The sequence below is a fragment of the Isoptericola sp. NPDC019571 genome (assembly GCF_044389385.1).
Lineage (GTDB): Bacteria > Actinomycetota > Actinomycetes > Actinomycetales > Cellulomonadaceae > Isoptericola > Isoptericola nanjingensis.
In genome coordinates, this window is sequence record NZ_JBIRXZ010000002.1 from 159,191 (window position 1) to 183,441 (window position 24,251).

Sequence of the window (24,251 nt, forward strand, 5' to 3'; positions counted from 1 at the left end):
ATGACTCGCTCACCGAACCAGGCTCGCGCCCTGCGCCTCGTCGCGGCCGGCGCCGCCGCGGCGGTCGCGCTCACCACCGCGGCCGGCACCGCCGCCCTCGCGGACGGGCGCCCCGGCGGCCACGGCACGCATCAGCCGACGCCCGGCCACGGGCGACCGGGCGCCGTCACGCCCCACCTCGTCCCGACGCTCGAGGGGCGCGCGACGCTGTCCGCGGACTTCCTCGCCGAGGGACCGTCGTCCGGCGCCCAGGCCTCCGCCGCCAACGGCCGGCAGGGGCCGTGGGACGGCCAGGTGATCCCGGGCTTCTCGGCGATGGTCGACAACGGCGACGGCACGTTCTGGGCGCAGCCGGACAACGGCTTCGGCAGCCAGGGCAACTCGGCGGACTTCCTGCTCCGCAGCTACCTCGTCGAGCCGGACTGGGACACCGGCGGCGGCCGGGGCAGCGGCTCGGGCGAGATCGAGGTGCTCGACCACATCTCCTACGACGACGAGAACCACGTGCTGGACTTCGACATCGTCAACGAGGGCACGGACGAGCGGCTGCTCACCGGCGCCGACTTCGACGTCGAGTCCGTGGTGCGTGCCGACGACGGCACGCTGTGGGTGGGCGAGGAGTTCGGCCCGTTCCTGCTGCACTTCGACGCGGACGGGACGCTGCTCGAGAAGCCCTACCCGCTGCCCGGCGGGCTGCGGTCGCCGCAGAACCCGTACCTCGCCGACGGCGAGGAGCCCACCGTGCGCGCCAGCCGCGGCTTCGAGGCGATGGCGGGGGTCAAGGGCGGGCGCTACCTGTACCCGGTGCTCGAGGGCGCCCTGGTCGACGACACCGACCAGCGACGCCGCGTCGTCCACGAGTTCGACACCCGCCGCGGCGCGTACACCGGCCGCACCTGGGACTACCAGACCGACCAGGAGGCCAACGTGCTGGGCGACGCGTTCGCCGTCGGCAAGGACTCGTTCTGGGTCGTGGAGCGGGACGACTTCGAGGGGCCGGCGTCGGTCACGAAGCGGGTCTACGAGATCGACCTGAGCGAGACGGACCGGGAAGGCTTCGTCCGCAAGGAGCTCGTCCTCGACGCGCTGCGGGTGGAGAACCCTGACGGCATCGACGCGGGGGAGGGCTACGGGCTGGGCGAGACATACGCGCTGCCCGTGCAGTCGTTCGAGACGGTGCTCCGGCTGCGCGACGGCCGCATCCTCATCGGGAACGACAACAACTACCCCGGCAACGCGGCGCGGAACCCGGGCACGCCCGACGACACCGAGATGGTCGTGATCGACCTGGAGAAGCAGCGCACGCGGGACGACGGCGTCACCGTCGTCGGGCACCGCGGCGCGTCCGGGGACCGGCCCGAGCACACTCTCGCCGCCTACGAGCAGGCGATCCTGCAGTGCGCGGACGTCATCGAGCCCGACGTCGTGCCGACCAAGGACGGCGTGCTCGTCGCCCGGCACGAGAACGAGATCGGCGGCACGACCGACGTCGCCGAGCACCCGGAGCTCGCCGACCGCCGCACCACGAAGACGATCGACGGGAAGGCCGTCACGGGCTGGTTCACCGAGGACTTCACGCTCGCCGAGCTGCGGACGCTGCGCGCCACGGAGCGGCTGCCCGAGCTCCGCCCGGACAACACCGCCTACGACGGCCTGTACCAGGTGCCCACCCTCGACGAGGTGCTCGATCTCGCCCGCCACTCCGAGACCTGCGACGGCCGGACCGTCGGCGTGGCGCCCGAGACGAAGCACCCCACGTACTTCGCGTCCATCGGGCTGCCGCTGACGGACCCGCTCGTCGCGGAGCTCGCCGCGAACGGCCTCGACTCGCGGCGCGCGCCCGTCGTCGTGCAGTCCTTCGAGACCACCAACCTGCGCGAGCTCGACCGGCGCACCGACGTGCGCCTCGCGCTCAACGTCTCCGCGAGCGGAGCGCCGTACGACCTGGTGGCCGCCGGTGACCCGCGCACCTACGCCGACCTCGTCACCCCCCGAGGCCTGCGCGACCTGGCCCGGTACGCCGATATCGCGAGCCTGGAGAAGAACGTCGTCGTCCCCCGCGCGGCCGACGGCACGCTCGGCCGCCCGACCTCCGTGGTCCGCGACGCGCACCGCGCGGGGCTGGAGGCCTACGCCTGGACGTTCCGCGCCGAGAACCAGTTCCTCCCGGCCGAGCACCGCTCGTCGGCGGACCCGGCTGCGCACGGCGACCTGGCGGCGGAGCTCGACACGTTCCTCGACACCGGGCTCGACGGCGTGTTCTCGGACCAGCCCGGCATCGCGGTCGAGGCCGTCGCCGCCCGGCGCTGACCGGTCGCGCGGGGGGGTGATCCCGTGGTCGCACGGGGCACCCCTCGCGCGAACATGCTGCTCAGGCCCTAAGATCGCGCTTGTGCGGACCCTGCCACGGCACGCGTCAAGCCTCGCCTCGCACCGGGTCGTCCGTACGATCGCCCTCGTCGTCACCGCGGTGGTGGCCTTCGTGGCGGCGACCGCGGTCGCGTCGTTCGTCGACCTGCGCTCCCAGATAGGGGTCTCCGACGTCGACGACCTCCTCGCCGGCGACGACCGTCCGCCCGAGGTCCCGGCCGAGCAGGACCCGACCGACCCGTTCGCGGGCAAGGACCTCAACATCCTGGTGATGGGCACCGACTTCCGGGACGAGGCCAACGCCAAGATCGCAGGGTCCGGCGACGAGTTCCACTCGGACACGACGCTGCTGGTGCACCTGTCGGGCGACCGCAGCCGCATCGAGGCCGTGTCCATCCCGCGCGACTCCCTCGTCGACATCCCCGCCTGCAAGCTCCCCGGCGGCGGCGAGACCGCACCGCAGACGAACGCCATGTTCAACTCCTCCTTCGCGCTCGGCGGCGGGCCGGACAAGGACGTCACCGGCGCCGCCGCGTGCACCATCCGCACCGTCGAGAAGCTCACCGGGGTGCGCATCTCGGACCACGTCGTCGTGCAGATGACCGGCGTGATCGGCGTCGTCGACGCCATCGGCGGCGTCACCATGTGCCTCCCCGAGCCGGTCAAGGGGCAGCGCGTGGACCTCGACCTGCCGGAGGGGAAGCAGAAGCTCGACGGGTACACCGCGATCAACTTCCTGCGCGCCCGCAAGGGCGAGGGCATGGGCCTGGAGATCGGCAGCGACCTCAAGCGCATCGAGCGGCAGCAGGCGTTCTTCGACGCCGCGATGCGCGAGATCCTGTCGCAGAACATCATCACCGACTCGCCCCGCCTGTACCGGATGGTGCGCGAGATCCTCGGCTCCATCTCCACGGACCCCGAGCTGGCGAGCCCGACGGCGCTCGCGGGCCTCGCGTGGAGCATCCGCGACCTCGACCCGTCGCAGATCGTGTTCACCTCGGTGCCCGTCGTGGACTCGGTGAGCCAGCCCGGCCGGGTCGAGTGGACATCGGAGGCGGACGCGATCTGGGAGCGGATCCGCGCCGACGAGGCGCCGCCCGGGACCGCCCCGGCCAAGGAGAGGCCGAGCGGCACGGCGTCGGCCTCGCCGGACGGCGCGACGGCCGTCGACGACGAGGTCGCGTCGCCCGACGCCGTCGACGGCGAGGACGGCGGCACCCGTGGCGGCAAGGACGGCGAGGGCGCCTCGCCCGACCCGTCGCCCAGCCCGTCCGTGCTGCCGGGCGTCTGCGCCTGACCGCCGCCGTGCGGTGACGGAAGGTCAGCGCTGGGGCAGGGCGCGGCGTGCCTCGAGCCGCAGGGCCTCGGCGACCCGGTCGAGGACCGTCGAGCGCAGCTTCCACTGCTGCAGGTAGACCGGGACGTCGACGACAGCGTCGCCCTCGAGCAGCGCGACCTGTCCGCCGGCGTGGCCCGGCCCGCCGTCGAGCATGCCGAACCGGGATCCCGGGCCGGGGAGTGGGCCCCACATGCCCCACCCCAGGCCGCGGCGGATGCCGTCGACGTACTCGGTGGTGCTCGGCACGTGGTGGCGCGGCGGGTCCGGGACGGCGGCGCCCGCCGCGGCGGCGCGCTCGCGCAGCCAGGCGTCCTGGAGGTCGTCGGCCCGGTTGAACACGAGCATCGGGGCGCGGCCCAGCGCCTCGATCGTGGGGCCGTCCGGGAACCAGCGGTCGATCACCTCCCGGGTGGCGGCCGGGCGGTAGCGGGTGACGCCGAGGAACGTCGAGGTGCAGCCCTGCACCGGGTCGCGCTGCGACGTGATCGCGGCCATCACGACTCCGGCCGGCAGCAGGTCCACGGTGCGGTCCTGGTCGTCGCGGTGGAGGTCGAAGCAGACGCCCTCGACGCGCGCCAGCGCCGGCATCACCCAGGTCGCGAGGGAGTCGGCGTTGACCGCGATCGGCACCGTGACCGGGCGGGGCGGGGCGCCGGTGCCGTCGTCGTCGGCGTCCCGGGGTCCGAGCTCGCGGACCGCCTCCGCGCCGAGCAGCTCGACCTGGCGCGCCAGGCGCAGCAGCGTGCGCCCCGGCTCGGTGGGCGCGACGGGGCGGGTGCGGCGCACCAGCACGGAGCCCGCGGTGCTCTCCAGCGCGCGGACGCGCTGGCTCACCGCCGACGGCGTGACGTGCAGCGCGTGGGCCGCGGCCTCGAACGAGCCCTCGGTGACGACGGCGGCGAGCGCCTCGAGCTGGCGGGAGTCCCATCGCATGGTGACACCATAGATGAAGGCGCGCTTCATCAGATGAAGGAACCGTAGATGGACTTCATGTCACAGCCGACCTAGCGTCGAGGGATGCTCACGCTCCTCGCCGGCCTCGGCTTCGGCCTGTCCCTCATCGTCGCCATCGGCGCGCAGAACGCCTTCGTGCTGCGCCAGGGCGTGCGCCGCGAGCACGTGGGCCTCGTCGTCGCGGTGTGCGCGGCGTCCGACGTCGTGCTGTACCTCGCCGGGACCGCTGGGCTCGGGGCGCTCGTCGTGAGCCACCCCGCCGTCGTCGAGGTGGCGCGGTGGGCCGGCGCCGCCGTCGTGCTCGGGTACGGCGCGCTCGCGGCGCGCCGGGCGTGGCGCGGGGACGAGGCGGGGCTGGCGGCCGCGTCGGACGGCGCGGTCGCCGACGCCGGACGGCGCGCGCGGCCCGTGCTGGTCACGGCGCTCGCGCTCACCTGGCTGAACCCGCACGTGTACCTCGACACGATCGTGCTGCAGGGCTCGCTCGCCGCGTCGCACGGCGACGGACGCTGGCTGTTCACGGCCGGCGCGATCGTCTCCAGCGTCCTGTGGTTCGTCGGCCTCGGCTACGGCGCGCGGCTGCTCGCGCCCGTGCTCGCCCGCCCCGGCGCGTGGCGCGTCGTCGACGGCGTCGTCGCCGCGATCATGCTCGTCGTCGCCGTGAGCCTGGTGCTGCCGGCGCTCGCGGCGTAGAGCCTGTCACTTCGGCATCTCCTCCATCTGTTCGGCATGGCCTCGTGCCGAACAGACGGACGCGGTGCCGAACAGATCGGTGCCGGCGTGGCGGGGTCAGCGGGCGAGGCGGCGTAGGCGGTCGACGGCGTCGCGCAGCACGTCCTCCCGCTTGACGAACGTGAACCGCACGCGCGAGGCGAGCGCGTCGGCCGTCCTCGAGCCGGCACGGCAGAACGCGGAGACGGGGACGCCGACGACGCCCGCGAGCTCGGGCAGGCGGCGGCACAGCTCGTGCCCGTCGGCGGCGCCGAGCCGCTCCAGCAGGTGCGTGCCGTCCGCGACGACGAAGTAGGTGCCCTGCGGGACGACGACGTCGAAACCGGCGGCGATGAGCCCCTCGCACAGCAGGTCGCGGCGCGAGGCGAGCGAGGCCGCCAGCGCGCGCGGTGCGTCGTCGTCGGCGAGCGCCCGGGCGATGGCGGGCTGGAAGGGCGCGCCGGACGTGTAGGTGAGGAACTGCTTCACCGTGCGCACGGCCGTGACGAGCTCCGCGGGGCCGTGCAGCCAGCCGACCTTCCAGCCCGTGAGGCTGAACGTCTTGCCGCTGGAGGAGACCGTGAGGGTCCTCTCCGCCATGCCGGGCAGGGTCGCGACCGGCACGTGCACGGCGTCGTCGAAGGTGAGGTGCTCGTAGACCTCGTCGGTGAGGACGACGGCGTCGGCCTCGCGCGCGACGGCCGCGACCTGCTCCAGCTCGGCCCGCGTGAGCACCGTGCCCGTGGGGTTGTGCGGGGTGTTCAGCACGATGAGCCGGGTGCGCCGGGTGACCGCGGCGCGCAGGGCCGCGGCGTCGAGCCGGAATCCCTCGGCGGTGAGCGCCACGGGCACGTGCGTCGCCCCCGCGAGGGCGATGCTCGCGGCGTGCGAGTCGTAGAACGGCTCGAGCGTGATCACCTCGTCGCCCGGCCCCGCGAGCGCGAGGATCGACGCGGCCAGCGCCTCCGTGGCGCCGGTCGTGACCAGCACCTCGCCGTCCGGGTCGACGTCGAGCCCGTAGCGGCGCCGCTGGTGCTCGGCGATCGCGCGCCGCAGCTCCGGCACGCCGTCGCCGGGCGGGTACTGGTTGCGGCCGGCGTCGATCGCGTCCTTGGCGGCGTCACGGATGAACGCGGGGCCGTCGACGTCGGGGAAGCCCTGCCCCAGGTTGATCGCGCCGGTGCGCGCGGCGAGCGCCGTCATCTCCGCGAAGATCGTCTGCGCGACGGCGCCGTCCGCCCCGAGCAGCCCGGTCGCGCGGGCGACGTCGTTCCAGCGGCCGGGCGGGGGAGAGGTCGGCATGGTCCTCGACCCTAGCCCCGGCCGGTCGCGGGTGCTGCCCGCGTCCGGCTACGGTAGTGACCAGAATCGACTCCATAGTCACTACGGAGGTGCCCGTGCCCCGTCCGCGCGTCCCCGACCGTCGTGCGCGCATCCTCGACGCCGCCCACGACCTGATCCTCGAGAACGGCTGGCCCAGCACGACGGTCGCCGGCGTCGCTGCACGAGCCGGCATCGGCAAGGGTGCCGTCTACCTGGAGCTCCCCGACAAGGCCGCGATCCTCGACGCCGTCCTGCGGCGCAGCACCCGGGACCTCACCGCCGAGGTGCGGCGTCGCGTCGTCGGGGCGGACGGACCTGTCGACCTGCCCACCGTGTACCGGTTCGGCACGGAGGCGCTGCTGGCCGACCCCCTCATGAGGGCGCTGTACGTCGGCGACGCGTCGCTGCTCGGTGACCATGTGCGCGACGTGGCCGGCGGTGCCGGGGGCGACCGGTACGCGGAGCGGTTCGGGTGGCTGGCCGAGTACGTCGCGCGGCTGCAGGACGCGGGCGTCGTGGACCCCGCCGTCCCCACCGCGGCGGTGGTGCGCGTGCTCGGGATCTTCAGCGTCGGCCTGGTGCACGCGCCGGGCACGCTCGGCGCGACGTCGGACGACGCGCTGCGCGACGCGGTCGCGCTCTTCGCCGACCTCGTCGGCCGCGGGCTCGCCGCCGACCGTCCAGCCGACCTGCCCGCCGACGTCGAGGCCGCCCGCGCCGCGCAGCTCGGCCTCCTCGCCCGCCTCGACCATCAGCTCGACCTCCTGGAGGAACCGTGACCGACCGTGCCGTGACGGGCGTCTTCGCCACCTGGACCGACCTGACCGTCGCCGGCGGACCCGTGCGCCACTACCGCGCCGGCGACACCGGGCCGCCGGTGCTGCTGCTGCACGGCGGCATGCTCGACACGGCGGCAGGGGTGTGGCGCCGCGTCGCGGGCGACCTCGCGGCGGACCACCGGGTGCACGTCGTCGACCTGCCGCGGCACGGTGGCAGCCGCCCGTGGGAGGGGCTGCTCGACGACGCGTTCTACCGCGCCTTCCTCGGCGAGCTGCTGGACGCCCTCGGGCTCGAGCGCGTCGCGCTGGTGGGGCTGTCCCTGGGAGCCGGCGTCGCGGTCGGGTTCGCCCTGGACCACCCGGAGCGCGTCGACGCGCTCGTGGCGATCGGGCCCGGCGGCATCGGTCGACGGCGCCCGGCCCAGCTGCTCACGTGGCTCGCGCTGCGCACGCCCGGCCTGCTCCGGCTCACCAGCCGCTGGCTGGCGCGGCGGCCCGCCGTGGTGCGCCGCTCGATGGCGGGCAACCTCGTGGCCGGCGAGACCACGGATGGCTTCGAGGAGATCGTCGCGCTCGTCGTCCAGGAGGCGCGGGCGAAGGCGGCCCACGGGGAGCCCGCCCTCGACGACTGGATGGTCCGCGCCTACGGGCCGTTCGCCATGGCGCTCGACCACCTGCCCCGGCTGCCGGGGCTGCGGGTGCCGTCGCTGTGGGTCCGTGGCGACCGCGACCCGCTCGTCGGGCACGAGGAGCTGGCCGCGGCCGCCTCGGCGGCCCCGGGCGCCCGCCTGACCACCATCCGAGACGCCGGCCACATCGTCACCTACGACCAGCCCGACGCAGCGTCGTCGCTGGTCAGAGGGTTCCTGGCAGCGTCCCGCGGAGGCGGTCCCGGGTAGCGGTACGAGGCCTTCGCCCGGGTTGTCCACAGGGCGGACCCGGGCGATTGCCCGGGTCCCCTACTCTGGTGCCGCTTTCGCCGCCGATGAGGGCACCGACGAGAGGACGGATCAGTGTCGATCGACACGCTGGCGCCCGCCGACGCTGCCGCGCTCCTCGAGCACGAGGTGCGCGAGCTCGTGCGCCGTCGAGCCCTCGACCCCGTCCGCGACCGGGCCGGGCTGGAGCGCCTCGTCGCGGAGGCCTCCGCCGATTACACCGAGCGCGCCACGCGCGGCGTCGTCCCGGCGCTCGCGGACCCGCAGGGCGCCGCGCGCGCCGTCGTCGACGCGCTCGGCGGCCTCGGCCCGCTGCAGCGCTACCTCGACGACCCCGAGGTCGAGGAGATCTGGATCAACTCTCCCGCCAAGGTGTTCGTCGCCCGGCGTGGCGTCCCCGAGCTCACGACGACGATCCTCACCGCAGGCCAGGTGCGCGACCTCGTGGAACGGATGCTCAAGGCGTCCGGCCGCCGCCTCGACCTGAGCAGCCCGTTCGTCGACGCCTCGCTCCCGGGCGGCGAGCGCCTGCACGTGGTCATCCCCGACGTCACGCGCGAGCACATGGCCGTCAACATCCGTAAGCACCTGGTGCGCGCGGACCACCTCGACCACCTGGTGCGGCTGGGCTCCCTCACCACCCACGCGGCCGCCTTCCTCGACGCCTCGGTGCGCGCGGGGCTGAACGTGCTCGTCTCGGGCGCGACGCAGGCGGGCAAGACGACGATGCTCAACGCCCTCGCCGGCTCGATCCCCGCGGGGCAGCGCGTGATCTCCTGCGAGGAGGTCTTCGAGGTGCGCTTCGCCGCCCGCGACCACGTGGCCATGCAGTGCAGGCAGCCCAGCCTGGAGGGCACGGGCGAGATCCCGCTGCGCCGGCTGGTCAAGGAGGCGCTGCGGATGCGGCCGGACCGCATCGTCATCGGCGAGGTGCGCGAGGCCGAGAGCTTCGACATGCTCGTGGCCCTCAACGCCGGCATCCCCGGGATGTGCACCGTGCACGCGAACTCGGCGCGCGAGGCGGTCACGAAGATGTGCACGCTGCCGCTGCTCGCGGGCGAGAACGTCTCCGACCGCTTCGTCGTCCCGACGGTGGCGTCGGCGATCGACCTGGTGGTGCACCTGGACGTCGCCGCGGACGGCGCGCGACAGGTCCGTGAGGTCGTCGCCGTCACGGGTCGCGTCGAGGGGGACCGGGTCGAGACCGCCGGACTCTTCCACCGCCTACCCGCCGAGCAGGGCGGCGAGCTGGTGCGCGGCGACGGCTTCCCGCCCGGCGAGGAGCGCTTCGCGCGTGCCGGCCTCGACGTCCGGGCCCTGCTGGTCGGGGGCCGCTGATGGGCGTCGTCGTGGGGCTGCTGCTCGGCGCCGGCCTGGCGTGCGTGTGGTTGTCGTGCTGGGAGGCGCCCGCACGCCCGCGGCGGCGTGCCGGGCGGTCCGCGGCCGTCCAGGACCTGCTCGTCCAGGCGGGGGCTCCGTCGGTGACCCCGGCCGCGCTGTGGTGGCTCAGCGCGGCGGCGGGCGTCGTCGTGCTGCTCGCCGGGCTGGCGCTGACCCGCTCGCCCGCCATCGCGGCCTGCTTCGCGCTGATGGCGGCGGCAGCGCCCGAGCTGCTGGTGCGGGTGCGGGCCAGGAAGCGGCGACGGGACCTGCGCGAGGTCTGGCCCGAGGTGGTCGACCACCTCGCGTCCGGCGTGCGGGCCGGGCTCTCGCTGCCGGAGGCGGTGGCACAGCTGAGCGAGCGCGGGCCGGTGGAGCTCCGCGAGCCGTTCGCGCGGTTCGCGGCGGACTACCGCGCGACCGGGCGCTTCGGGGAGTGCCTCGACCTGCTCAAGGCCCGTCTCGCCGACCCGGTGGCGGACCGGATCGTGGAGGCGCTCCGGCTGACGCGCGAGGTGGGTGGCACGGACCTGGGCCGCCTGTTGCGCACCCTGTCGTCGTTCCTGCGCGAGGACGCGCGGACGCGGGGCGAGCTCGAGGCGCGGCAGTCGTGGACGGTCAACGGCGCCCGGCTCGCGGCCGCCGGCCCCTGGGTGGTCCTGGCGTTCCTCGCGACGCGGCCTGAGACGGCGCAGGCGTACAACTCGGCGGCGGGAGTCGCGGTCCTCGCGGCGGGGGCGGCCACGTCGGTGCTCGCGTACTGGCTGATGCGTCGGATCGGGCGGCTGCCCGAGGAAGGCCGGGTGCTGCGATGACGGTCCCCGGAGTCTCCGGCGTCGGCGCCGTCGTGGGGCTGCTCGGTGGCCTCGGCCTCCTGCTCGTGATCTCCCGGATCCGTGCCCGCCGGGCGACCCTCGACGAGCGGCTGGCCCCGGCGCTGCGCCCGCGTGACGCCACGTCCGGGCTGCTCCGCGAGCAGCCCGCCCACACCCCGTTCCCCGTGGTCGAGCGGCTGCTGGCTCCCTGGGTCGCGGACGCCGCGCACTGGTTCGAGCGCCTCGGGTCGTCCCGCGCGGACGTGCGCCGGCGGCTCGACCGTGCGGGCTGGCGCGAGAGCGTCGAGGCGTTCCGGGCACGGCAGGTCGTCTCGACGGCGCTGGGGCTCGCGGGCGGGCTCGTGCTCGCGCTGCTCCTCGCCGCGACGCGCGGGTCCGCACCCGTCCCGCTGGCGGCGCTCGTGCTGCTGTGCGGCGCCGGCGGGTTCGTCCTGTGCGACCAGTGGCTGAGCCGTGCCGTCCACCGGCGCGAGGAGCGGATGCTCGCCGAGTTCCCGACCGTCGCCGAGCTGCTCGCCCTGGCCGTCACGGCGGGCGAGGGGCCGGTGCCCGCGCTCGAACGGGTCGCCGCCACCGCCCGAGGCGAGCTGTCCGGCGAGATCTCCACGATGCTCGCCGACGTCCGCGCCGGGGCGCCCATCGCGAGCGCCCTCACGGCCATGGCCGACCGGACCGGGCTGCCGTCGCTCACCCGCTTCGCCGAGGGCGTCGCCGTCGCGCTGGAGCGCGGCACCCCGCTCGCCGACGTGCTGCGCGCGCAGGCGCAGGACGTGCGTGAGTCCGGGCGCCGGGCCCTCATGGAAGCAGGTGGCAAGAAGGAGGTCGCGATGCTCGTGCCCGTGGTCTTCCTCATCCTGCCGATCACCGTCGTCTTCGCCGTCTTCCCGTCACTCGCCACCCTGCAGATCGGGTTGTGAACGTGCGCGCCGACACCCGACCCCGCCGCCTCCGCGCGGTGCCACCGAAAGGACCGACCATGCACGACGAGACGCACGACCAGAACGACGACCTGGCGCCCGGGCGCCCCGAGGTCGACGACCCGGAGCGCGGCGACGTGCCGGGCTGGGTGCTCGTGACGCTGATGACGGCGGGGCTGGTCGTGGCGCTGTGGGCGATCGCGGGCCCGCTGCTCGAGGACACGTTCACGCGGGCGATCACGAGCGTCACGGGTCCGTGACGTGGCGATCGGCCGGCTGCACCACCTGATCATCGACTGCCCGGACCCGCGGGGCCTCGCGGAGTTCTGGTCGGCCGTGCTCGGCCAGGACGTGACGTACGCGGACGACGACTTCGTCGTGGTGGCGCACAGCGACCGGCACTCCGGCCTCGCGTTCCAGCGCGCCCCGGACCACCAGGCACCGGACTGGGGCGACCCGGCACGGCCGCAGCAGATGCACCTGGACGTCATGGTCGACGACGTGGCGGACGCGCACGCGCGGGTGCTCGCGCTCGGTGCCCGCCGGCTCACCGCCGCCGCGCCGGGCGCGGGGGAGGGTGACGTGTACGCCGACCCCGCCGGTCACCCGTTCTGCCTCATCCCGCGGCCCGGTTGGGCGCCGCCGGTCGAGGAGGACAGCACGTGACGGCACCGGCCGCGCCCGCACCCGCCACGGGGCGGCGGGACGGCGAGCGGGGATCCGCCGTCGCGGAGTTCGTCATGGTGTCCGCGCTGGTGCTCGCGCTGTTCCTCGCCGTGGTGCAGGTCGCGCTGGCGATGCACGTGCGCGCGCTCGCGATCGACGCCGCCGCGGAGGGCGCGCGCGTGGCCGCGCGCGCCGACCGCGACCTGGCGAGCGGTGCCACCCGGACGCAGGAGCTGCTGACCGCCGCGCTCGGGTCCCGGTACGCCGACGACGTCTCGGTGCGCCGCGCCGTGCAGGACGGCCTCGACGTCGTGGAGGTGACGGTGCAGGTGCCGCTCCCGGTGGTCGGTCTGATCGGACCGTCCGGGGTGCTCACGCTCCAGGGCCACGCGCTGGAGGAGGCGTGAGCGCGCCGGCTCAGCGGCCGTCGCGCGGGCCCCGGGCGGAACCGTTGGAGGAGCCCGAGGGGCCCGACCCCGAGGCGGGCGCCGCGCTGGTGGAGTTCCTCGGCACGGCGGTGCTGCTCCTGGTGCCGCTGGTGTACCTGGTGCTCACGGTCGCACAGGTGCAGGCCGGCGCGTTCGCCGTCGAGGGCGCGGCGCGGGAGGCGGGCCGGGCGATGGTGACGGCCGACTCCTCGGAGTCGGGCGCGGAGCGGGCCCGTGCGGCGGCCGGGCTCGCGTTCGAGGACCAGGGGTTCGCCGTCGCCGACGGCTCCGTGTCCCTGGAGTGCTCGGCCGACCCGTGCCTCACGCCGGGCGCGACGGTGGGGGTGCGGACGCGGCTGGCGGTGCCGCTGCCGTTCGTGCCCGAGGCGCTGCGCGGCTGGCTGCCGCTGGAGATCCCGGTCACCGCGACGCACGTCGCGACGGTCGACGAGTACGGGACGGCGCGGCCGTGACCCGGCGACACCCGCAGCGCGGCGCGCAGGCCGGGGCGGGCCCGGAGGACGGCCGGATCATGCTGCTCACGGCCGGCGTGGTGGCGTTGGCGCTGATGCTGGTCGGCACGGTGGCGTCGGCGACCGCCGTGCACCTCGACCGCAAGCACCTGTACGACCTCACGGACGCCGTCGCGGCGGACGCGGCCGACGCCGTGCCCCCGGAGCGGTTCTACGACGACATGCCGTCCTCGCAGGGAGAGGCGGTACTGACGCTCACCGACGCCGACGTCGAGGAGTCGGTGCGCGACTACCTCGCCGCGCACCCGGGGGAGGCGGAAGGGCTCGACGGCCTGCGCCTGGTGGAGGCGACCTCGCCGGACGGGCGGACGGCGCAGGTCGGGCTGGCGGCCACGTCGCGCCCGCCGCTGCTGCGGTGGTTCACGGATGCGTTCGGCGGCGGGTTCACCGTCGCCGCGACGTCGTCAGCCCGCGCGGGCTGAGCCCGGGGGCGGCTCACCGCGGCCCGCGAGAGCCCGCCGACGGAGTGTGGAACTTCCCACACCGCAAAAGGCGCATCCAAGATGCCGATTTGGCTAGCCTGCGGGTGTGCAGCTCACCGCCTTCACCGATCTCGGCCTGCGGATCGTCATGCGCCTCGCCGTGCTCGACGCCGAGCAGACGGCGACGACGCGCGCGCTCGCCGAGCAGCTGAACGTGCCGGCGACGCACGCCGCGAAGGTCGTCACGCGGCTGGGCCACCTCGGCGTCGTCGACGCCCGCCGAGGCAGGGCCGGGGGGTTGCGCCTCGCGGACGGCGCCCGCGACCTGTCCGTCGGGTTCGTCGCGCGCGCCCTCGAGGGCGACGGCGAGGTCGTCGAGTGCGAGGGCGCGAACCCGTGCCCGCTGCGCGGCGGCTGCCGGCTGCGTGGCGCGCTGGCCCGCGCCCGCGAGGCCTTCTTCGCGGCCCTCGACCCGGTGACGATCGCCGACGTCTCCGCCGCACCCACCCGGGACCTGCTGCTCACCATCGGTGCGCGCCCGCCCGGCTGACGTCCGCGCCGGGCGCACCCACGAGGCGCACCCACCGGGCGCGGAGATCCCCGAAGGAAGAGACAGGAGAGTCACGCATGCTCACCCCCGAGTCCGCCGCCGTCGTCCGCACCACGCTGCCCGTGATCGGCGGCGCGATCGGCGACATCACGCCGATCTTCTACCGGCGCATGTTCGCCGCGCACCCCGAGCTGGAGCGCGACCTGTTCAACCGGGGCAACCAGGCCCGCGGCGACCAGCAGCGTGCCCTCGCCGGGGCCATCGCCGCCTACGCGACCCTCCTCGTCGACGACGGCCCGGACCCGCGCACCGTCCTGGCCCGGATCGCGCACAAGCACGCCTCGCTCGGGATCCTCCCGGAGCAGTACCCGATCGTGCACGAGCACCTGTTCGCCGCCATCGTCGAGGTGCTCGGCGACGCCGTCACGCCCGAGGTCGCGGCGGCGTGGGACGAGGTCTACTGGGACATGGCCGACGCGCTCGTCGAGATCGAGCTCGGCCTGTACGCCGAGGCGGGGGTGGCGCCCGGTGACGTCTGGCGCACGGTCTACGTCCGCCGCCGGGTCCAGGAGTCGCCCGACACGATCTCTCTCGAGCTCGTCTCCTCGGACGGCGCCCCGCTCCCTGCCGCGCGCCCCGGGCAGTACGTCTCGGTGGCCGTCACCCTGCCCGACGGCGCGCGGCAGATCCGCCAGTACAGCCTCACGGGCGGCGGGTCGCCCGGCGCCTGGGCCGTCTCGGTGAAGGCGATCCTCCCCGGGCTCGACCCGGCGCGGGTCGCGCCCGCCGGCGAGGTCTCCAACCACCTGCACGACAACGTCTTCGAGGGCGACGCCCTCGAGGTCTCGACCCCGTTCGGCGAGCTCACCCTCGTCGACGGGGAGAACCCGCTGGTGCTGGTCTCCGCGGGCATCGGCATCACGCCGATGATCGGCTTCCTGCACCACCTGCGCGACGTCGGCACCGCGCGCCGCGTCGTGGTGCTGCACGCCGACCGCTCGCCCGCGCGGCACGCGCACCGCGCCGAGCTCCGCGCGCTCGTCGACGACCTCCCGACGGCCGAGCTGCACCGCTGGTACGAGGACCTCGGGACCCGCCCGGTGCAGGACCGGCTGCGCTCGGGCTACATCGACCTGGACGGCGTCGACGTCCCGCACGACGCCGACGCCTACCTCTGCGGCCCGGCCCTCTTCATGGCGGTGGTGCAGTCGGCCCTGCTCGGCCGCGGCGTCACCGCCGACCGCATCCACCACGAGGTCTTCGGCCCGGGCCGAGAGATCGTCGCCGCCTGACCGGTCCGCTCATCCGTCGTCGGCGAGGCGGGTGAACAGGCCCGGGTAGTCCACGACGAGGCCGTCGGCGTCCACGGAGATCTCGCGGTGGAAGTCGCCGTCGCGGGACTCGTAGACGTACCGGTCGGCGTCCAGCCGGGTGTACCGCTGCGGGTCGGGAGAGACCTCGAAGGTCTCCCCGTCGACGTACGCCGTGACGATGTCGGCCGCCGCCCCGACCGCGAGGTCGAGGCGGCGGATCGGCAGCGTGTTCGTGAACGGGCTGAACGAGAGGTCCACGTCCACGGCCTCGGAGAGGTCGGGCCGGGCGGCGCCGTCCACCCGCCAGTCGTCGTCGGCCTCCCGGCTCAGGTCGAGCTGGCGGCCGTCCGACGACCGCAGCCGCAGCACCCGGAACCTCCAAGAGTCGCCCGGCCCCGTGCCGAGCTCCATCGCGTACTCGAGCCGCACGGGCCCGAGGTCGACGACGGAGCGGGCGCGGAGCCTGTCGTCGCGCGCCAGCAGGTCGAGGTGCTCGACGCTGCCGGTCCCGAGCCCGCGCCACCGGTACGTCGTCATGGTCGACCTCCTCCACGGCTCCCATCCTCAGCATCGACCCGGACAGGAAGCCCCGCCCGGTAGATTCGCGCGCATGACCGACGAGACGCCGCCCGCCGACAAGCTGCCGGTGGACCTGGACCAGATGTTCGACCTCGCGCGCGCGGGCGCCGACCTGCTCCTCGAGTTCGTCGACGCCGGCGTCGCGGCCGACCACGACGACGCGGCGGGGAACACCCTGCTCATGCTGGCGGCGTACCACGGGCACGCCGCCCTGGTGCGCGGGCTCGCCGAGCGGGGCGCCGACGTGGACCGGGTCAACGCGCGCGGCCAGTCCCCGCTGGCGGGCGCCGTCTTCAAGGGCTCCGACGACGTGGTCGCGGCGCTCGTCGCCGCGGGCGCCGACCCCGACGCCGGCACGCCCAGCGCCCGCGACACCGCGCAGATGTTCGGCCGCACCCTGCCCGAGCGGGGCTGACGCCGGCGGCGGGCAGCCGACGGGCAGCCGACGGACATCGTCGGGCGGGGAAGCCTCGCGTGGCGGGTAACCTTGAGGATCGTGGCCACCATCGACTTCCCCGCAGAGATCAAGGCGCTGCGCGCCACCCTCGAGTCCATCGAGGCCGTGAGCGACCCCACCGCGCTGCAGGCGAAGATCGACGACCTCACGCAGCAGGCCTCCGCCCCCGACCTGTGGGACGACCCGGAGAAGGCGCAGCAGGTCACGTCCGCGCTGTCCACCGCGCAGGGCGAGCTGCAGCGGGTCGAGAAGCTCGGCAGCCGGATCGACGACGTCGAGACGCTGGTCGAGCTGGGGCTCGAGATGGAGGACGAGGACTCGCTGACGGAGGCCGAGACCGAGGTCGCCGTCATCCGCAAGGACCTCGACGCGCTCGAGGTGCGCACCCTACTGTCCGGCGAGTACGACGCCCGCGAGGCCGTCGTGACGATCCGCGCGGGCGCCGGCGGCGTCGACGCCGCGGACTTCGCCGAGATGCTCATGCGGATGTACCTGCGCTGGGCAGAGCGGCACGGCTACCCGACCAAGGTGATGGACACCTCCTACGCGGAGGAGGCCGGGCTCAAGTCGGCCACGTTCGAGGTGAACGCCCCGTACGCGTTCGGCAACCTGTCCGTCGAGGCGGGCACGCACCGCCTGGTGCGGATCTCGCCGTTCGACAACCAGGGCCGCCGCCAGACGTCGTTCGCCGCGGTCGAGGTGGTGCCGCTCATCGAGCAGACCGACTCCATCGAGATCCCCGAGTCCGAGCTCAAGATCGACGTGTTCCGCTCGTCGGGCCCCGGCGGGCAGTCCGTGAACACGACGGACTCCGCGGTGCGCATGACCCACCTCCCCACGGGCACGGTCGTGTCGATGCAGAACGAGAAGTCGCAGATCCAGAACCGCGCCGCGGCGCTGCGCGTCATGCAGTCCCGCCTGCTGCTCATCCGGCAGCAGGAGGAGGCGGCGAAGAAGAAGGAGCTCGCCGGCGACATCAAGGCGAGCTGGGGCGACCAGATGCGCTCGTACGTGCTGCAGCCGTACCAGATGGTCAAGGACCTCCGCACCGAGCACGAGTCCGGGAACACGCAGGCTGTGTTCGACGGCGCCATCGACGACTTCATCGAGGCCGGGATCCGCTGGCGCCGCTCGGGCGGCGCCGACGCCGCCTGACGGGCTCCGTCCGGCCGACGACGCCGCCGGGAGACCCTGAACGGGTGCCTCGGGCGTCATTCCTGACCCACGACACACCGGCGTGTCCTTCGCGCCACCCTCCCCACCGGGTGCGACTCTCGGGAATCGGGCGGCCCCGGCCTAGGTGCGACGTGACGTCGTGCCGTCGCGGGTGCCGCACGGTCGACTGGCAGGGGAGAGGCACGTCGTGATCCGGTTCGAGAACGTCTCGAAGGTCTACGCCCGAGGGGCGCGGCCCGCGCTCGACGACGTCTCCGTCGACGTCGCGCGCGGTGAGTTCGTCTTTCTCGTGGGTGCCTCCGGCTCGGGCAAGAGCACGTTCCTGCGGCTCGTGCTGCGCGAGGAGCGGCCCACGGGCGGCACCGTGTACGTCGCGGGTCGCGACCTGTCCCGGCTGTCGAGCTGGAAGGTGCCCTCCCTGCGACGCAGCATCGGCGTCGTCTTCCAGGACTTCCGCCTGCTGCCCGGCAAGACGGTCTACGAGAACGTGGCCTTCGCCCTGCAGGTGATCGGCAAGCCGCGGCACACGATCCGCACCACCGTGCCCGAGGTGCTGGAGATGGTGGGCCTCGACGGCAAGGAGAAGCGGCTCCCGCACGAGCTGTCCGGCGGCGAGCAGCAGCGTGTCGCGATCGCGCGGGCGTTCGTCAACCGGCCCCAGATCCTGCTGGCCGACGAGCCGACGGGCAACCTCGACCCGACCACGTCCCTCGGCATCATGCGGCTGCTCGACCGGATCAACCGCACCGGCACCACCGTGGTCATGGCCACGCACGACGACGAGATCGTCAACGAGATGCGCAAGCGCGTCGTCGAGCTGTCGACCGGGTCGGTGGTGCGCGACGAGGTCGACGCGGTCTACGGCGAGCGGGAGTCGATCCTGCCGCAGGTGGGGCAGACGCCGGTGCTCGACGCCCCGGGTCGCGGAGAGCGGGCGGTGCAGCGCGTCCAGGTCTCGCCCGAGCCGGCGGACCTCGAGGCCGAGCGGGCCGCCGAGGCGGCGGCCGCGAGAGCAGCGGCGCAGGAGGCTGCGCACGAGACCGAGCAGGGGATCGTGCAGGAGACCGTGCAGGAGACCGTGCAGGAGACCGTGCAGGAGACCATGCAGGGTCAGGGTCCCGTGGCCCCCGAGGCGCCGGCCGCGCCGCCCCCGGCCCCGAGGCGCTCGGTTCCCGAGCCGGCGGGCGCGTCCGCGGACGAGGTGGTGCAGCAGGTGCTGCGCGAGCACGAGCGCGTGCGCGCGGGACGGGAGGCCTGAGGGTGCGGCTCCAGTTCGTCCTCACCGAGGTCCTCCAGGGCCTGCGGCGCAACCTGTCGATGGTGGTCTCGGTCGTCCTCGTGACGTTCGTGTCCCTGACCTTCGTGGGCGCGGCGGCGCTGCTGCAGACGCAGGTCACCAAGCTCAAGGGCGACTGGTACGACCTCGTCGAGGTCTCCGTCTTCCTCTGCCCGGACGGCTCCACCGCGCCGACGTGCGCGGACGGCGAGGCCACCGAGGACCAGATCGCCGGGCTCGAGAAGGTCATCGACACCGAGCTGTCTGACGTCGTCGCCGCCACCTACTTCGAGAGCAAGGCGGACGCGTTCGAGGCGTTCACGGAGCTCTACCCGGACGGCTACCAGGGCACCCAGCTCACCGAGGACGACATGCAGGCGTCGTTCCGGCTCAAGCTGGTCGATCCGGAGCAGTACCAGGTGGTCGACGACGTCCTCGAGGGTCGCGCGGGCGTCGAGGTCGTCGAGGATCAGCGCGAGGTGTTCGAGCCGTTGTTCCTCGCGCTCGGGCGCGCGTCGCTGCTGGCCGCGGGGCTCGCGGGTGTGATGCTGCTCGCGGCGGTGCTGCTCATCACGACGACGATCCGGCTCTCCGCCGTCTCGCGCCGACGCGAGACCGGCATCATGCGCCTGGTCGGCGCGTCGAACCTCTTCGTGCAGCTGCCGTTCATGCTGGAGGGCGCGATCGCCGCGCTGGTGGGCGCGTTGCTCGCCGTGGGAGGGCTCTGGCTCGCCGTGCAGTACCTGGTGACGGACTGGCTGCAGGACTCCGTCGACTGGGTCGCGTACGTGGACGTGGGAGACGTCCTGTTCGTCGCGCCGCTGCTCATCGGCATCGCCGTGCTCCTGGCGGTGGTGTCGTCCGTGGTGACGCTCAACCGGTACACGAGGGTGTGAGATCGCAGATGACGACCCTGAGGACATCCCCCGGCGTCGGCCGGCGCGCGGTCGGCGGGCTCGTGGCCGCCGTCCTGGTGCTGGGCGGTGCGACGACGTCGGCGACGGTGTCCGCCGGTGTGTCCGCACGCTCGGCGGCCGCGGACGACATCGACGACCAGCGGGCCGCCGCCGAGGCGAAGCAGCGCGCGAAGGAGCGCGAGCGTGACAGCCTGCAGGAGGAGCTCGAGGACACCAACGCCAAGTACCGGCAGGCGGTGCTGGACCTCAACGAGGTCGAGGGCCGCCTCCCGGTGGCGCAGGCCGAGCTGGCGGCCGCGGAGGCACGGCTCGAGGAGGCGCGGCGCAAGGCCGCGATCCTGGCGCAGCGCCTGTCCGACGCCGAGGCCGAGGAGGCCGCCGTCTCCGGCCAGATCGAGGCCGGCAAGGGCAAGGTCGACGCGGCGCGCGCCGACGTCGTGCAGATGGCGCGACAGGCGTACCGCAACGGCGACGACACGAGCACCCTGGGCATCGTCACCGGGGCCCAGTCCACCGAGGACTTCCTCGAGGAGTTCGCCGTCTCGTCGTCGGCGGCGCGCAGCCAGGCGCGCACCCTGACCGACCTGCAGGACGCCGAGGCGGTGGCCCGCAACCAGCAGGCGCGCCTCGACGCCATCCGGTCGGCGATCGAGGACCTCAAGCGGGAGGCCGACGCCAACGTCGTCGCCGCGGAGAAGGCGCAGCGGGAGGCCGCGGACCGCAAGGCCGAGGTCGAGCGCCTCATCTCGAAGCAGCGCAAGCTCAAGGCGTCGATCGAGGCGCAGAAGGCGAACGCCCTCGAGGAGCTCAAGGCGAACGAGCAGGCGCAGCAGAGCCTCGAGGCGCAGCTCAAGGACATCATCGCCAAGCAGAAGGCCCGCGACGCCCGGCTCGCCGAGGAGCGCCGCAAGGCCGAGGAGGCGGCCCGCAAGAAGGCGGCTGCCGAGCGCCGGAGCAACGGCGGCGGTGGGGGTGGCGGCGGCTCCAGCAACGGTGGCGGCTCCGGCGGCGGCGGTGGGGGCGGCGGTGGCGGGGGGTCGACCTCGTCCGGGCCGTTCCTCGGTTGGCCGACGAACTACCACGTGGTGACCAGCTCGTACGGGATGCGGTTCCACCCGACGCTGCACTACTGGCGGCTGCACGCCGGGACCGACATCCGCACGTACTGCGGGACGCCCATCTACGCGGCCCAGAGCGGCTACGTCGAGCAGGCGCACTACACGTCCGGCGGCGGCAACAACGTGCTCATCAACCACGGCTCGTACCGGGGTGACAACGTGATGTCCCGGTACCTGCACCTGACCTACGACACGGTGAGCGTGGGCGAGAAGGTCGGCAAGGGCGAGATCATCGGCTACTCCGGGTCCACGGGGACGTCGGCGGCGTGCCACCTGCACTTCGAGGTCTACGTCAACGGCAGCACCACGGACCCGATGGGCGGCTGGCTGAACTGACGCCCCGCCGAGCGTTCGCGGGGCGAGGAAAAGCCCTGGCCGCGGCGCCAGGCTCCCGTATCCTGGATCGTCGCGAGACCGCGAACCCGGGAGGAGGAGACCGTGTCCAACAAGGCCAAGGGCGCCAAGAAGAAGCAGGGCGACCCGCGCACGATCGTGGCGAACAACAAGAAGGCCCGCCACGACTACGTGATCGAGGACGTGGTCGAGGCCGGGATCGTGCTGTCCGGCACCGAGGTGAAGGCGCTGCGCATGGGCCGTGCGTCGCTGCTCGACGGGTACGCGGCGATCGACAACGGTGAGGCGTGGCTCGAGAACGTGCACATCCCCGAGTACTTCCAGGGGACCTGGAACAACCACGCGCCGCGCCGCAAGCGCAAGCTGCTGCTGCACCGCGAGGAGATCGACCGGCTGGGCGTGAAGTCCCGGGAGAAGGGCCACACGCTCGTCCCGCTGAGCCTGTACTTCCTGGACGGCCGCGCCAAGGTGGAGATCGCGCTGGCACGCGGCAAGAAGGAGTACGACAAGCGGCAGACGCTGCGCGAGCAGCAGGACATGCGCGAGGCGCAGCGCGCCATCCGGCACCAGGAGCTGCTCGGCTGACCGGGTCCTCCTCGCGGCGCGGCCAGCGGAAATAAGGGCGCACCCGCGGTGGTTGATCCACTAGACTGGACGGCGTCGGCACGGTTCGCTGTGGCCGTCGGGGTCGGCAGACCCGGTTTGACAAATGCATAGGGGCTGATCGGTTTCGACGGTGGTCGTGCTTCGAGGAGAAGCGGGCCGAGGATGCAGGCTCATCTCGTGAACGCTTGCCTGCAAACCTATAGGTGCCGATAACAAGCGCACCGACTTCGCCCTCGCCGCCTGAGCGAGCTCCGAAGTCCGTGAGCCCGGGATCGCTCTCGACCCGGTAGCTCACGTCATCTAGAGAGCCACTGCTCGTCGCCCTCGTCACCGGGGCGGCGGGGACTTTTAGGTGACTGGGCCCGTCCGCACCTTGTCTGCGTGAGTGCGGGGGCCGAGAAAATCACAGCAGACTGCGCCCGGAGAAGTCCTCGAATAGCGCCACCGGACCCGGGTTCGATTCCCGGCAGCTCCACCCCCGCGAACAGGCGGGCCACCCTTCGGTGGCCCGCCTGTCGTGCGTCCGGGCACGAGCGGAGACCCCATTGCTTCGGAGCCCGAACATTTCCTAGGGTGGCCGGATGCCGTACGCCGCCGACGTCGTCCCCGCCCCCGTGTCCCTGCGCACCGACGGAGAGGCGCTGGCCCTGCGCGACGGCGCGCGCGTCGCCGCCGACCCGGACCTGCGCGACGCCGCCCGGTGGTGGCGCCGGGCGAGCGAGGACGCGTTCGGCCTGGACCTGGTGCCGACGGGCCCGAGCGACCCGGACGCGGACGTGACCTTCGGCGTCGACACCGCCCTCCCCGCCGACGGCTACCGCGTGACCGTCGCCGACGGCGGCGGTCACGCCGTCGTGCGGGTCGCGGCGGGCGCCGCCGCGGGGGCCCACGCGGCCGCGCAGACGCTGCGGCAGCTGGCCGGCCCCCAGGCGTTTCGCCGCGCCGGCCGCGCGGCCCTCGCGCTGCCCGTCGTGACCGTCGACGACGGGCCCCGGTTCGGCTGGCGCGGTGTGCTGCTCGACGTGGCGCGGCACTTCCTGCCGAAGGCGGACGTGCTGCGCTTCGTCGACCTCGCCGCCGCCCACCACCTCAACGTGCTGCAGCTCCACCTCACCGACGACCAGGGATGGCGGATCGAGGTGGAGCGGTACCCGCGGCTCACGGAGGTGGGGTCGTGGCGGCACGAGTCCGGCGTCGGCACCTGGCGCGCAGAGCGCTACGACGGCCGGCCCCACGGCGGTTGCTACACGCGCGACGACCTGCGGGAGATCGTGGCCTACGCGCGCGAGCGCGGCGTCACCGTGGTCCCCGAGATCGGCTCGCCCGGCCACGTGCAGGCGCTGCTCACGGCCTACCCGGAGCTGGCCGCGCGCCCCGGCACGCACGAGGTGCGCACCACCTGGGGCATCAGCGAGGACGTGATCGACCCGTCCGACGCCGCGGTCGACTTCTTCGCGGGCGTGCTCGACGAGGTGTGCGAGGTCTTCGACTCGCCGTTCGTCGCGCTCGGCGGGGACGAGGTGCCGACGACGGCGTGGCGCGAGCGCCCCGACATCGTGGCGCGCGCCGCCGGCCTCGGCCTCGTCGGGCCCGACGGCGAGGGCGACGTGGCCCGCCTGCACGGGTGGTTCCTCGCGCGGCTCGCCGAGCACCTGCGGTCGAAGGGGCGCCGCGCCGTCGTGTGGGACGAGGCGTTCGGGCCCGACCTGCCGCGCGACGTCGTGGTCACCTGCTGGCGCGGCCACGCCGTGGCCGCGGACGCCCTCGCGGCCGGGCACGACGTCGTGATGGCCCCCGAGCAGCAGGTGTACCTCGACCACCGCGCCGCCGACGGCGACGACGAGCCCGTCCCCGTCGGCTTCGTGCGCACGGTCGCCGACGTGCGGGCGTTCGAGCCGCTGCCGGCCGGGCTGCTGGAGGCGCGCCCCGAGCTGGCCGGCGACCTGCCGGGCACGGTGCTGGGTGCCCAGGCGCAGCTCTGGAGCGAGCACCTCGACTCGGCGCGGCGGGTCGACTACGCGGCCTTCCCGCGCCTCGCCGCGTTCGCGGAGGCGGTGTGGAACCCCGCGGCGCCGGGGTTCGACGAGCGGCTGCGCGACGGTCACCTCGCCCGGCTCGACGCCGCGGGCGTCGAGTACCGTCCGCTCGACGGGCCGCGGCCCTGGCAGCAGCGCCCGGGGGTCGCGGGCTGGCCGCGGGACCTCGGCGCCGAGCGCGCGGCCGCCGGCTGGGCCGGGATGGGCGGCTGGGTCGAGGGACGCGACGGCGCGGAGCCGGGGGAGCGGCCGGGCCGGGGGTGAGCCGCAGCA

General features: G+C 74.2%; 24 protein-coding genes, 1 other RNA gene and 1 pseudogene. 23 read left to right on the plus strand and 3 right to left on the minus strand.

Features of this window, described 5'->3' with window-relative positions; translation table 11 throughout:
• Together ACH443_RS03990 and ACH443_RS03995 are read left to right on the plus strand one after the other, a co-directional pair.
• The gene (locus ACH443_RS03990; RefSeq protein ID WP_430589533.1) at positions 1–2,310 is read left to right on the plus strand and encodes an esterase-like activity of phytase family protein; all 2,310 of its coding nucleotides are present in this window, start codon (positions 1–3) and stop codon (positions 2,308–2,310) included.
• An 82-nt stretch (positions 2,311–2,392) separates the two neighbouring features.
• The gene (locus ACH443_RS03995) at positions 2,393–3,667 is read left to right on the plus strand and encodes an LCP family protein (protein WP_429762466.1); all 1,275 of its coding nucleotides are present in this window, start codon (positions 2,393–2,395) and stop codon (positions 3,665–3,667) included.
• Positions 3,668–3,691: 24 nt separating this feature from the next.
• On the opposite strand, the gene ACH443_RS04000 is transcribed toward ACH443_RS03995, so the two are convergent.
• On the minus strand, positions 3,692–4,642 hold the full coding sequence (locus ACH443_RS04000; protein WP_429762465.1) for a LysR family transcriptional regulator ArgP: 951 nt from the start codon (positions 4,640–4,642) through the stop codon (positions 3,692–3,694).
• Positions 4,643–4,726: 84 nt separating this feature from the next.
• Here ACH443_RS04000 and ACH443_RS04005 point away from each other — a divergent pair, with 84 nt between their 5' ends.
• Entirely contained in the window at positions 4,727–5,356 is a 630-nt protein-coding gene (locus ACH443_RS04005; protein WP_429762464.1) for a LysE/ArgO family amino acid transporter, read from the plus strand.
• A 96-nt stretch (positions 5,357–5,452) separates the two neighbouring features.
• Here ACH443_RS04005 and ACH443_RS04010 read toward each other — a convergent pair whose 3' ends face one another.
• Complete coding sequence (locus tag ACH443_RS04010) at positions 5,453–6,676, minus strand: pyridoxal phosphate-dependent aminotransferase (protein WP_430589534.1); 1,224 nt, start codon at positions 6,674–6,676, stop codon at positions 5,453–5,455.
• 95 nt (positions 6,677–6,771) lie between these two features.
• Between ACH443_RS04010 and ACH443_RS04015 the strand changes: the two genes are divergently transcribed.
• The 12 genes from ACH443_RS04015 (at position 6,772) to ACH443_RS04070 (ending at position 15,438) form a co-directional block, all read left to right on the plus strand.
• A complete protein-coding gene (locus ACH443_RS04015; RefSeq protein WP_429762462.1) occupies positions 6,772–7,476 on the plus strand; it encodes a TetR/AcrR family transcriptional regulator in 705 nt (234 codons plus the stop codon).
• Positions 7,473–8,375 carry an alpha/beta fold hydrolase gene (locus ACH443_RS04020; protein ID WP_430589535.1) on the plus strand — a complete coding sequence of 301 codons (903 nt, stop codon included), beginning with the start codon at positions 7,473–7,475 and terminating at the stop codon, positions 8,373–8,375. Before ACH443_RS04015 ends, ACH443_RS04020 begins: the two co-directional genes overlap by 4 nt.
• Before the next feature lie 114 nt (positions 8,376–8,489).
• On the plus strand, positions 8,490–9,752 hold the full coding sequence (locus tag ACH443_RS04025) for a CpaF family protein (RefSeq protein WP_430589536.1): 1,263 nt from the start codon (positions 8,490–8,492) through the stop codon (positions 9,750–9,752).
• Positions 9,752–10,609, plus strand: a complete 858-nt coding sequence (locus ACH443_RS04030) for a type II secretion system F family protein (protein WP_430553192.1) — start codon at positions 9,752–9,754, stop codon at positions 10,607–10,609. Before ACH443_RS04025 ends, ACH443_RS04030 begins: the two co-directional genes overlap by 1 nt.
• A complete protein-coding gene (locus tag ACH443_RS04035; RefSeq protein WP_430589537.1) occupies positions 10,606–11,547 on the plus strand; it encodes a type II secretion system F family protein in 942 nt (313 codons plus the stop codon). Before ACH443_RS04030 ends, ACH443_RS04035 begins: the two co-directional genes overlap by 4 nt.
• A 59-nt stretch (positions 11,548–11,606) precedes the next feature.
• Positions 11,607–11,807 (plus strand): hypothetical protein, encoded by a 201-nt coding sequence (locus tag ACH443_RS04040; RefSeq protein ID WP_429762457.1) that lies wholly within the window; start codon positions 11,607–11,609, stop codon positions 11,805–11,807.
• 1 nt (position 11,808) lies between these two features.
• The gene (locus ACH443_RS04045) at positions 11,809–12,213 is read left to right on the plus strand and encodes a VOC family protein (RefSeq protein ID WP_430589538.1); all 405 of its coding nucleotides are present in this window, start codon (positions 11,809–11,811) and stop codon (positions 12,211–12,213) included.
• Positions 12,210–12,620 (plus strand): TadE/TadG family type IV pilus assembly protein, encoded by a 411-nt coding sequence (locus ACH443_RS04050; RefSeq protein WP_430555748.1) that lies wholly within the window; start codon positions 12,210–12,212, stop codon positions 12,618–12,620. Before ACH443_RS04045 ends, ACH443_RS04050 begins: the two co-directional genes overlap by 4 nt.
• Positions 12,617–13,114, plus strand: a complete 498-nt coding sequence (locus ACH443_RS04055; RefSeq protein WP_430589539.1) for a pilus assembly protein — start codon at positions 12,617–12,619, stop codon at positions 13,112–13,114. The genes ACH443_RS04050 and ACH443_RS04055 overlap by 4 nt, the downstream gene beginning before the upstream one ends.
• On the plus strand, positions 13,111–13,596 hold the full coding sequence (locus ACH443_RS04060) for a hypothetical protein (RefSeq protein WP_429762453.1): 486 nt from the start codon (positions 13,111–13,113) through the stop codon (positions 13,594–13,596). The genes ACH443_RS04055 and ACH443_RS04060 overlap by 4 nt, the downstream gene beginning before the upstream one ends.
• A 106-nt stretch (positions 13,597–13,702) precedes the next feature.
• Positions 13,703–14,146, plus strand: a complete 444-nt coding sequence (locus ACH443_RS04065) for an RrF2 family transcriptional regulator (RefSeq protein ID WP_429762451.1) — start codon at positions 13,703–13,705, stop codon at positions 14,144–14,146.
• Positions 14,147–14,223: 77 nt separating this feature from the next.
• Complete coding sequence (locus ACH443_RS04070) at positions 14,224–15,438, plus strand: globin domain-containing protein (RefSeq protein ID WP_430589540.1); 1,215 nt, start codon at positions 14,224–14,226, stop codon at positions 15,436–15,438.
• Between the two features lie 9 nt (positions 15,439–15,447).
• Here ACH443_RS04070 and ACH443_RS04075 read toward each other — a convergent pair whose 3' ends face one another.
• Positions 15,448–15,996, minus strand: a complete 549-nt coding sequence (locus ACH443_RS04075) for a putative glycolipid-binding domain-containing protein (RefSeq protein WP_430589541.1) — start codon at positions 15,994–15,996, stop codon at positions 15,448–15,450.
• A gap of 73 nt (positions 15,997–16,069) precedes the next feature.
• Between ACH443_RS04075 and ACH443_RS04080 the strand changes: the two genes are divergently transcribed.
• The 8 genes and pseudogenes from ACH443_RS04080 (at position 16,070) to ACH443_RS04115 (ending at position 24,242) form a co-directional block, all read left to right on the plus strand.
• Positions 16,070–16,453 (plus strand): ankyrin repeat domain-containing protein, encoded by a 384-nt coding sequence (locus tag ACH443_RS04080; protein ID WP_430589542.1) that lies wholly within the window; start codon positions 16,070–16,072, stop codon positions 16,451–16,453.
• Positions 16,454–16,534: 81 nt separating this feature from the next.
• Positions 16,535–17,650 carry a peptide chain release factor 2 gene (gene prfB / locus ACH443_RS04085; RefSeq protein ID WP_429762447.1) on the plus strand — a complete coding sequence of 372 codons (1,116 nt, stop codon included), beginning with the start codon at positions 16,535–16,537 and terminating at the stop codon, positions 17,648–17,650.
• 208 nt (positions 17,651–17,858) lie between these two features.
• A pseudogene (ftsE, locus tag ACH443_RS04090) lies at positions 17,859–18,536 on the plus strand (cell division ATP-binding protein FtsE); the annotation flags it as partial.
• A 395-nt stretch (positions 18,537–18,931) separates the two neighbouring features.
• Positions 18,932–19,843 carry a permease-like cell division protein FtsX gene (gene ftsX / locus ACH443_RS04095; protein ID WP_429762446.1) on the plus strand — a complete coding sequence of 304 codons (912 nt, stop codon included), beginning with the start codon at positions 18,932–18,934 and terminating at the stop codon, positions 19,841–19,843.
• Positions 19,844–19,851: 8 nt separating this feature from the next.
• The gene (locus ACH443_RS04100; RefSeq protein ID WP_430589543.1) at positions 19,852–21,318 is read left to right on the plus strand and encodes a peptidoglycan DD-metalloendopeptidase family protein; all 1,467 of its coding nucleotides are present in this window, start codon (positions 19,852–19,854) and stop codon (positions 21,316–21,318) included.
• A 102-nt stretch (positions 21,319–21,420) separates the two neighbouring features.
• Positions 21,421–21,921 (plus strand): SsrA-binding protein SmpB, encoded by a 501-nt coding sequence (gene smpB / locus ACH443_RS04105; protein WP_429762444.1) that lies wholly within the window; start codon positions 21,421–21,423, stop codon positions 21,919–21,921.
• A gap of 131 nt (positions 21,922–22,052) precedes the next feature.
• Positions 22,053–22,420: a transfer-messenger RNA gene (gene ssrA / locus ACH443_RS04110) on the plus strand.
• A 103-nt stretch (positions 22,421–22,523) separates the two neighbouring features.
• The gene (locus tag ACH443_RS04115; RefSeq protein WP_430589544.1) at positions 22,524–24,242 is read left to right on the plus strand and encodes a beta-N-acetylhexosaminidase; all 1,719 of its coding nucleotides are present in this window, start codon (positions 22,524–22,526) and stop codon (positions 24,240–24,242) included.
• Positions 24,243–24,251: the final 9 nt, after the last annotated feature.

Bases quoted from the DNA above. Each gene is read 5' to 3' on its own strand.
- ACH443_RS03990 (WP_430589533.1), top strand. From the start codon at position 1: ATGACTCGCTCACCGAACCAGGCTCGCGCCCTGCGCCTCGTCGCGGCC.
- ACH443_RS04000 (WP_429762465.1), bottom strand. From the start codon at position 4,642: ATGCGATGGGACTCCCGCCAGCTCGAGGCGCTCGCCGCCGTCGTCACC.
- ACH443_RS04005 (WP_429762464.1), top strand. From the start codon at position 4,727: ATGCTCACGCTCCTCGCCGGCCTCGGCTTCGGCCTGTCCCTCATCGTC.
- ACH443_RS04010 (WP_430589534.1), bottom strand. From the start codon at position 6,676: ATGCCGACCTCTCCCCCGCCCGGCCGCTGGAACGACGTCGCCCGCGCG.
- ACH443_RS04030 (WP_430553192.1), top strand. From the start codon at position 9,752: ATGGGCGTCGTCGTGGGGCTGCTGCTCGGCGCCGGCCTGGCGTGCGTG.
- ACH443_RS04035 (WP_430589537.1), top strand. From the start codon at position 10,606: ATGACGGTCCCCGGAGTCTCCGGCGTCGGCGCCGTCGTGGGGCTGCTC.
- ACH443_RS04040 (WP_429762457.1), top strand. From the start codon at position 11,607: ATGCACGACGAGACGCACGACCAGAACGACGACCTGGCGCCCGGGCGC.
- ACH443_RS04070 (WP_430589540.1), top strand. From the start codon at position 14,224: ATGCTCACCCCCGAGTCCGCCGCCGTCGTCCGCACCACGCTGCCCGTG.
- ACH443_RS04075 (WP_430589541.1), bottom strand. From the start codon at position 15,996: ATGACGACGTACCGGTGGCGCGGGCTCGGGACCGGCAGCGTCGAGCAC.
- ACH443_RS04080 (WP_430589542.1), top strand. From the start codon at position 16,070: ATGACCGACGAGACGCCGCCCGCCGACAAGCTGCCGGTGGACCTGGAC.
- ACH443_RS04100 (WP_430589543.1), top strand. From the start codon at position 19,852: ATGACGACCCTGAGGACATCCCCCGGCGTCGGCCGGCGCGCGGTCGGC.
- ACH443_RS04115 (WP_430589544.1), top strand. From the start codon at position 22,524: ATGCCGTACGCCGCCGACGTCGTCCCCGCCCCCGTGTCCCTGCGCACC.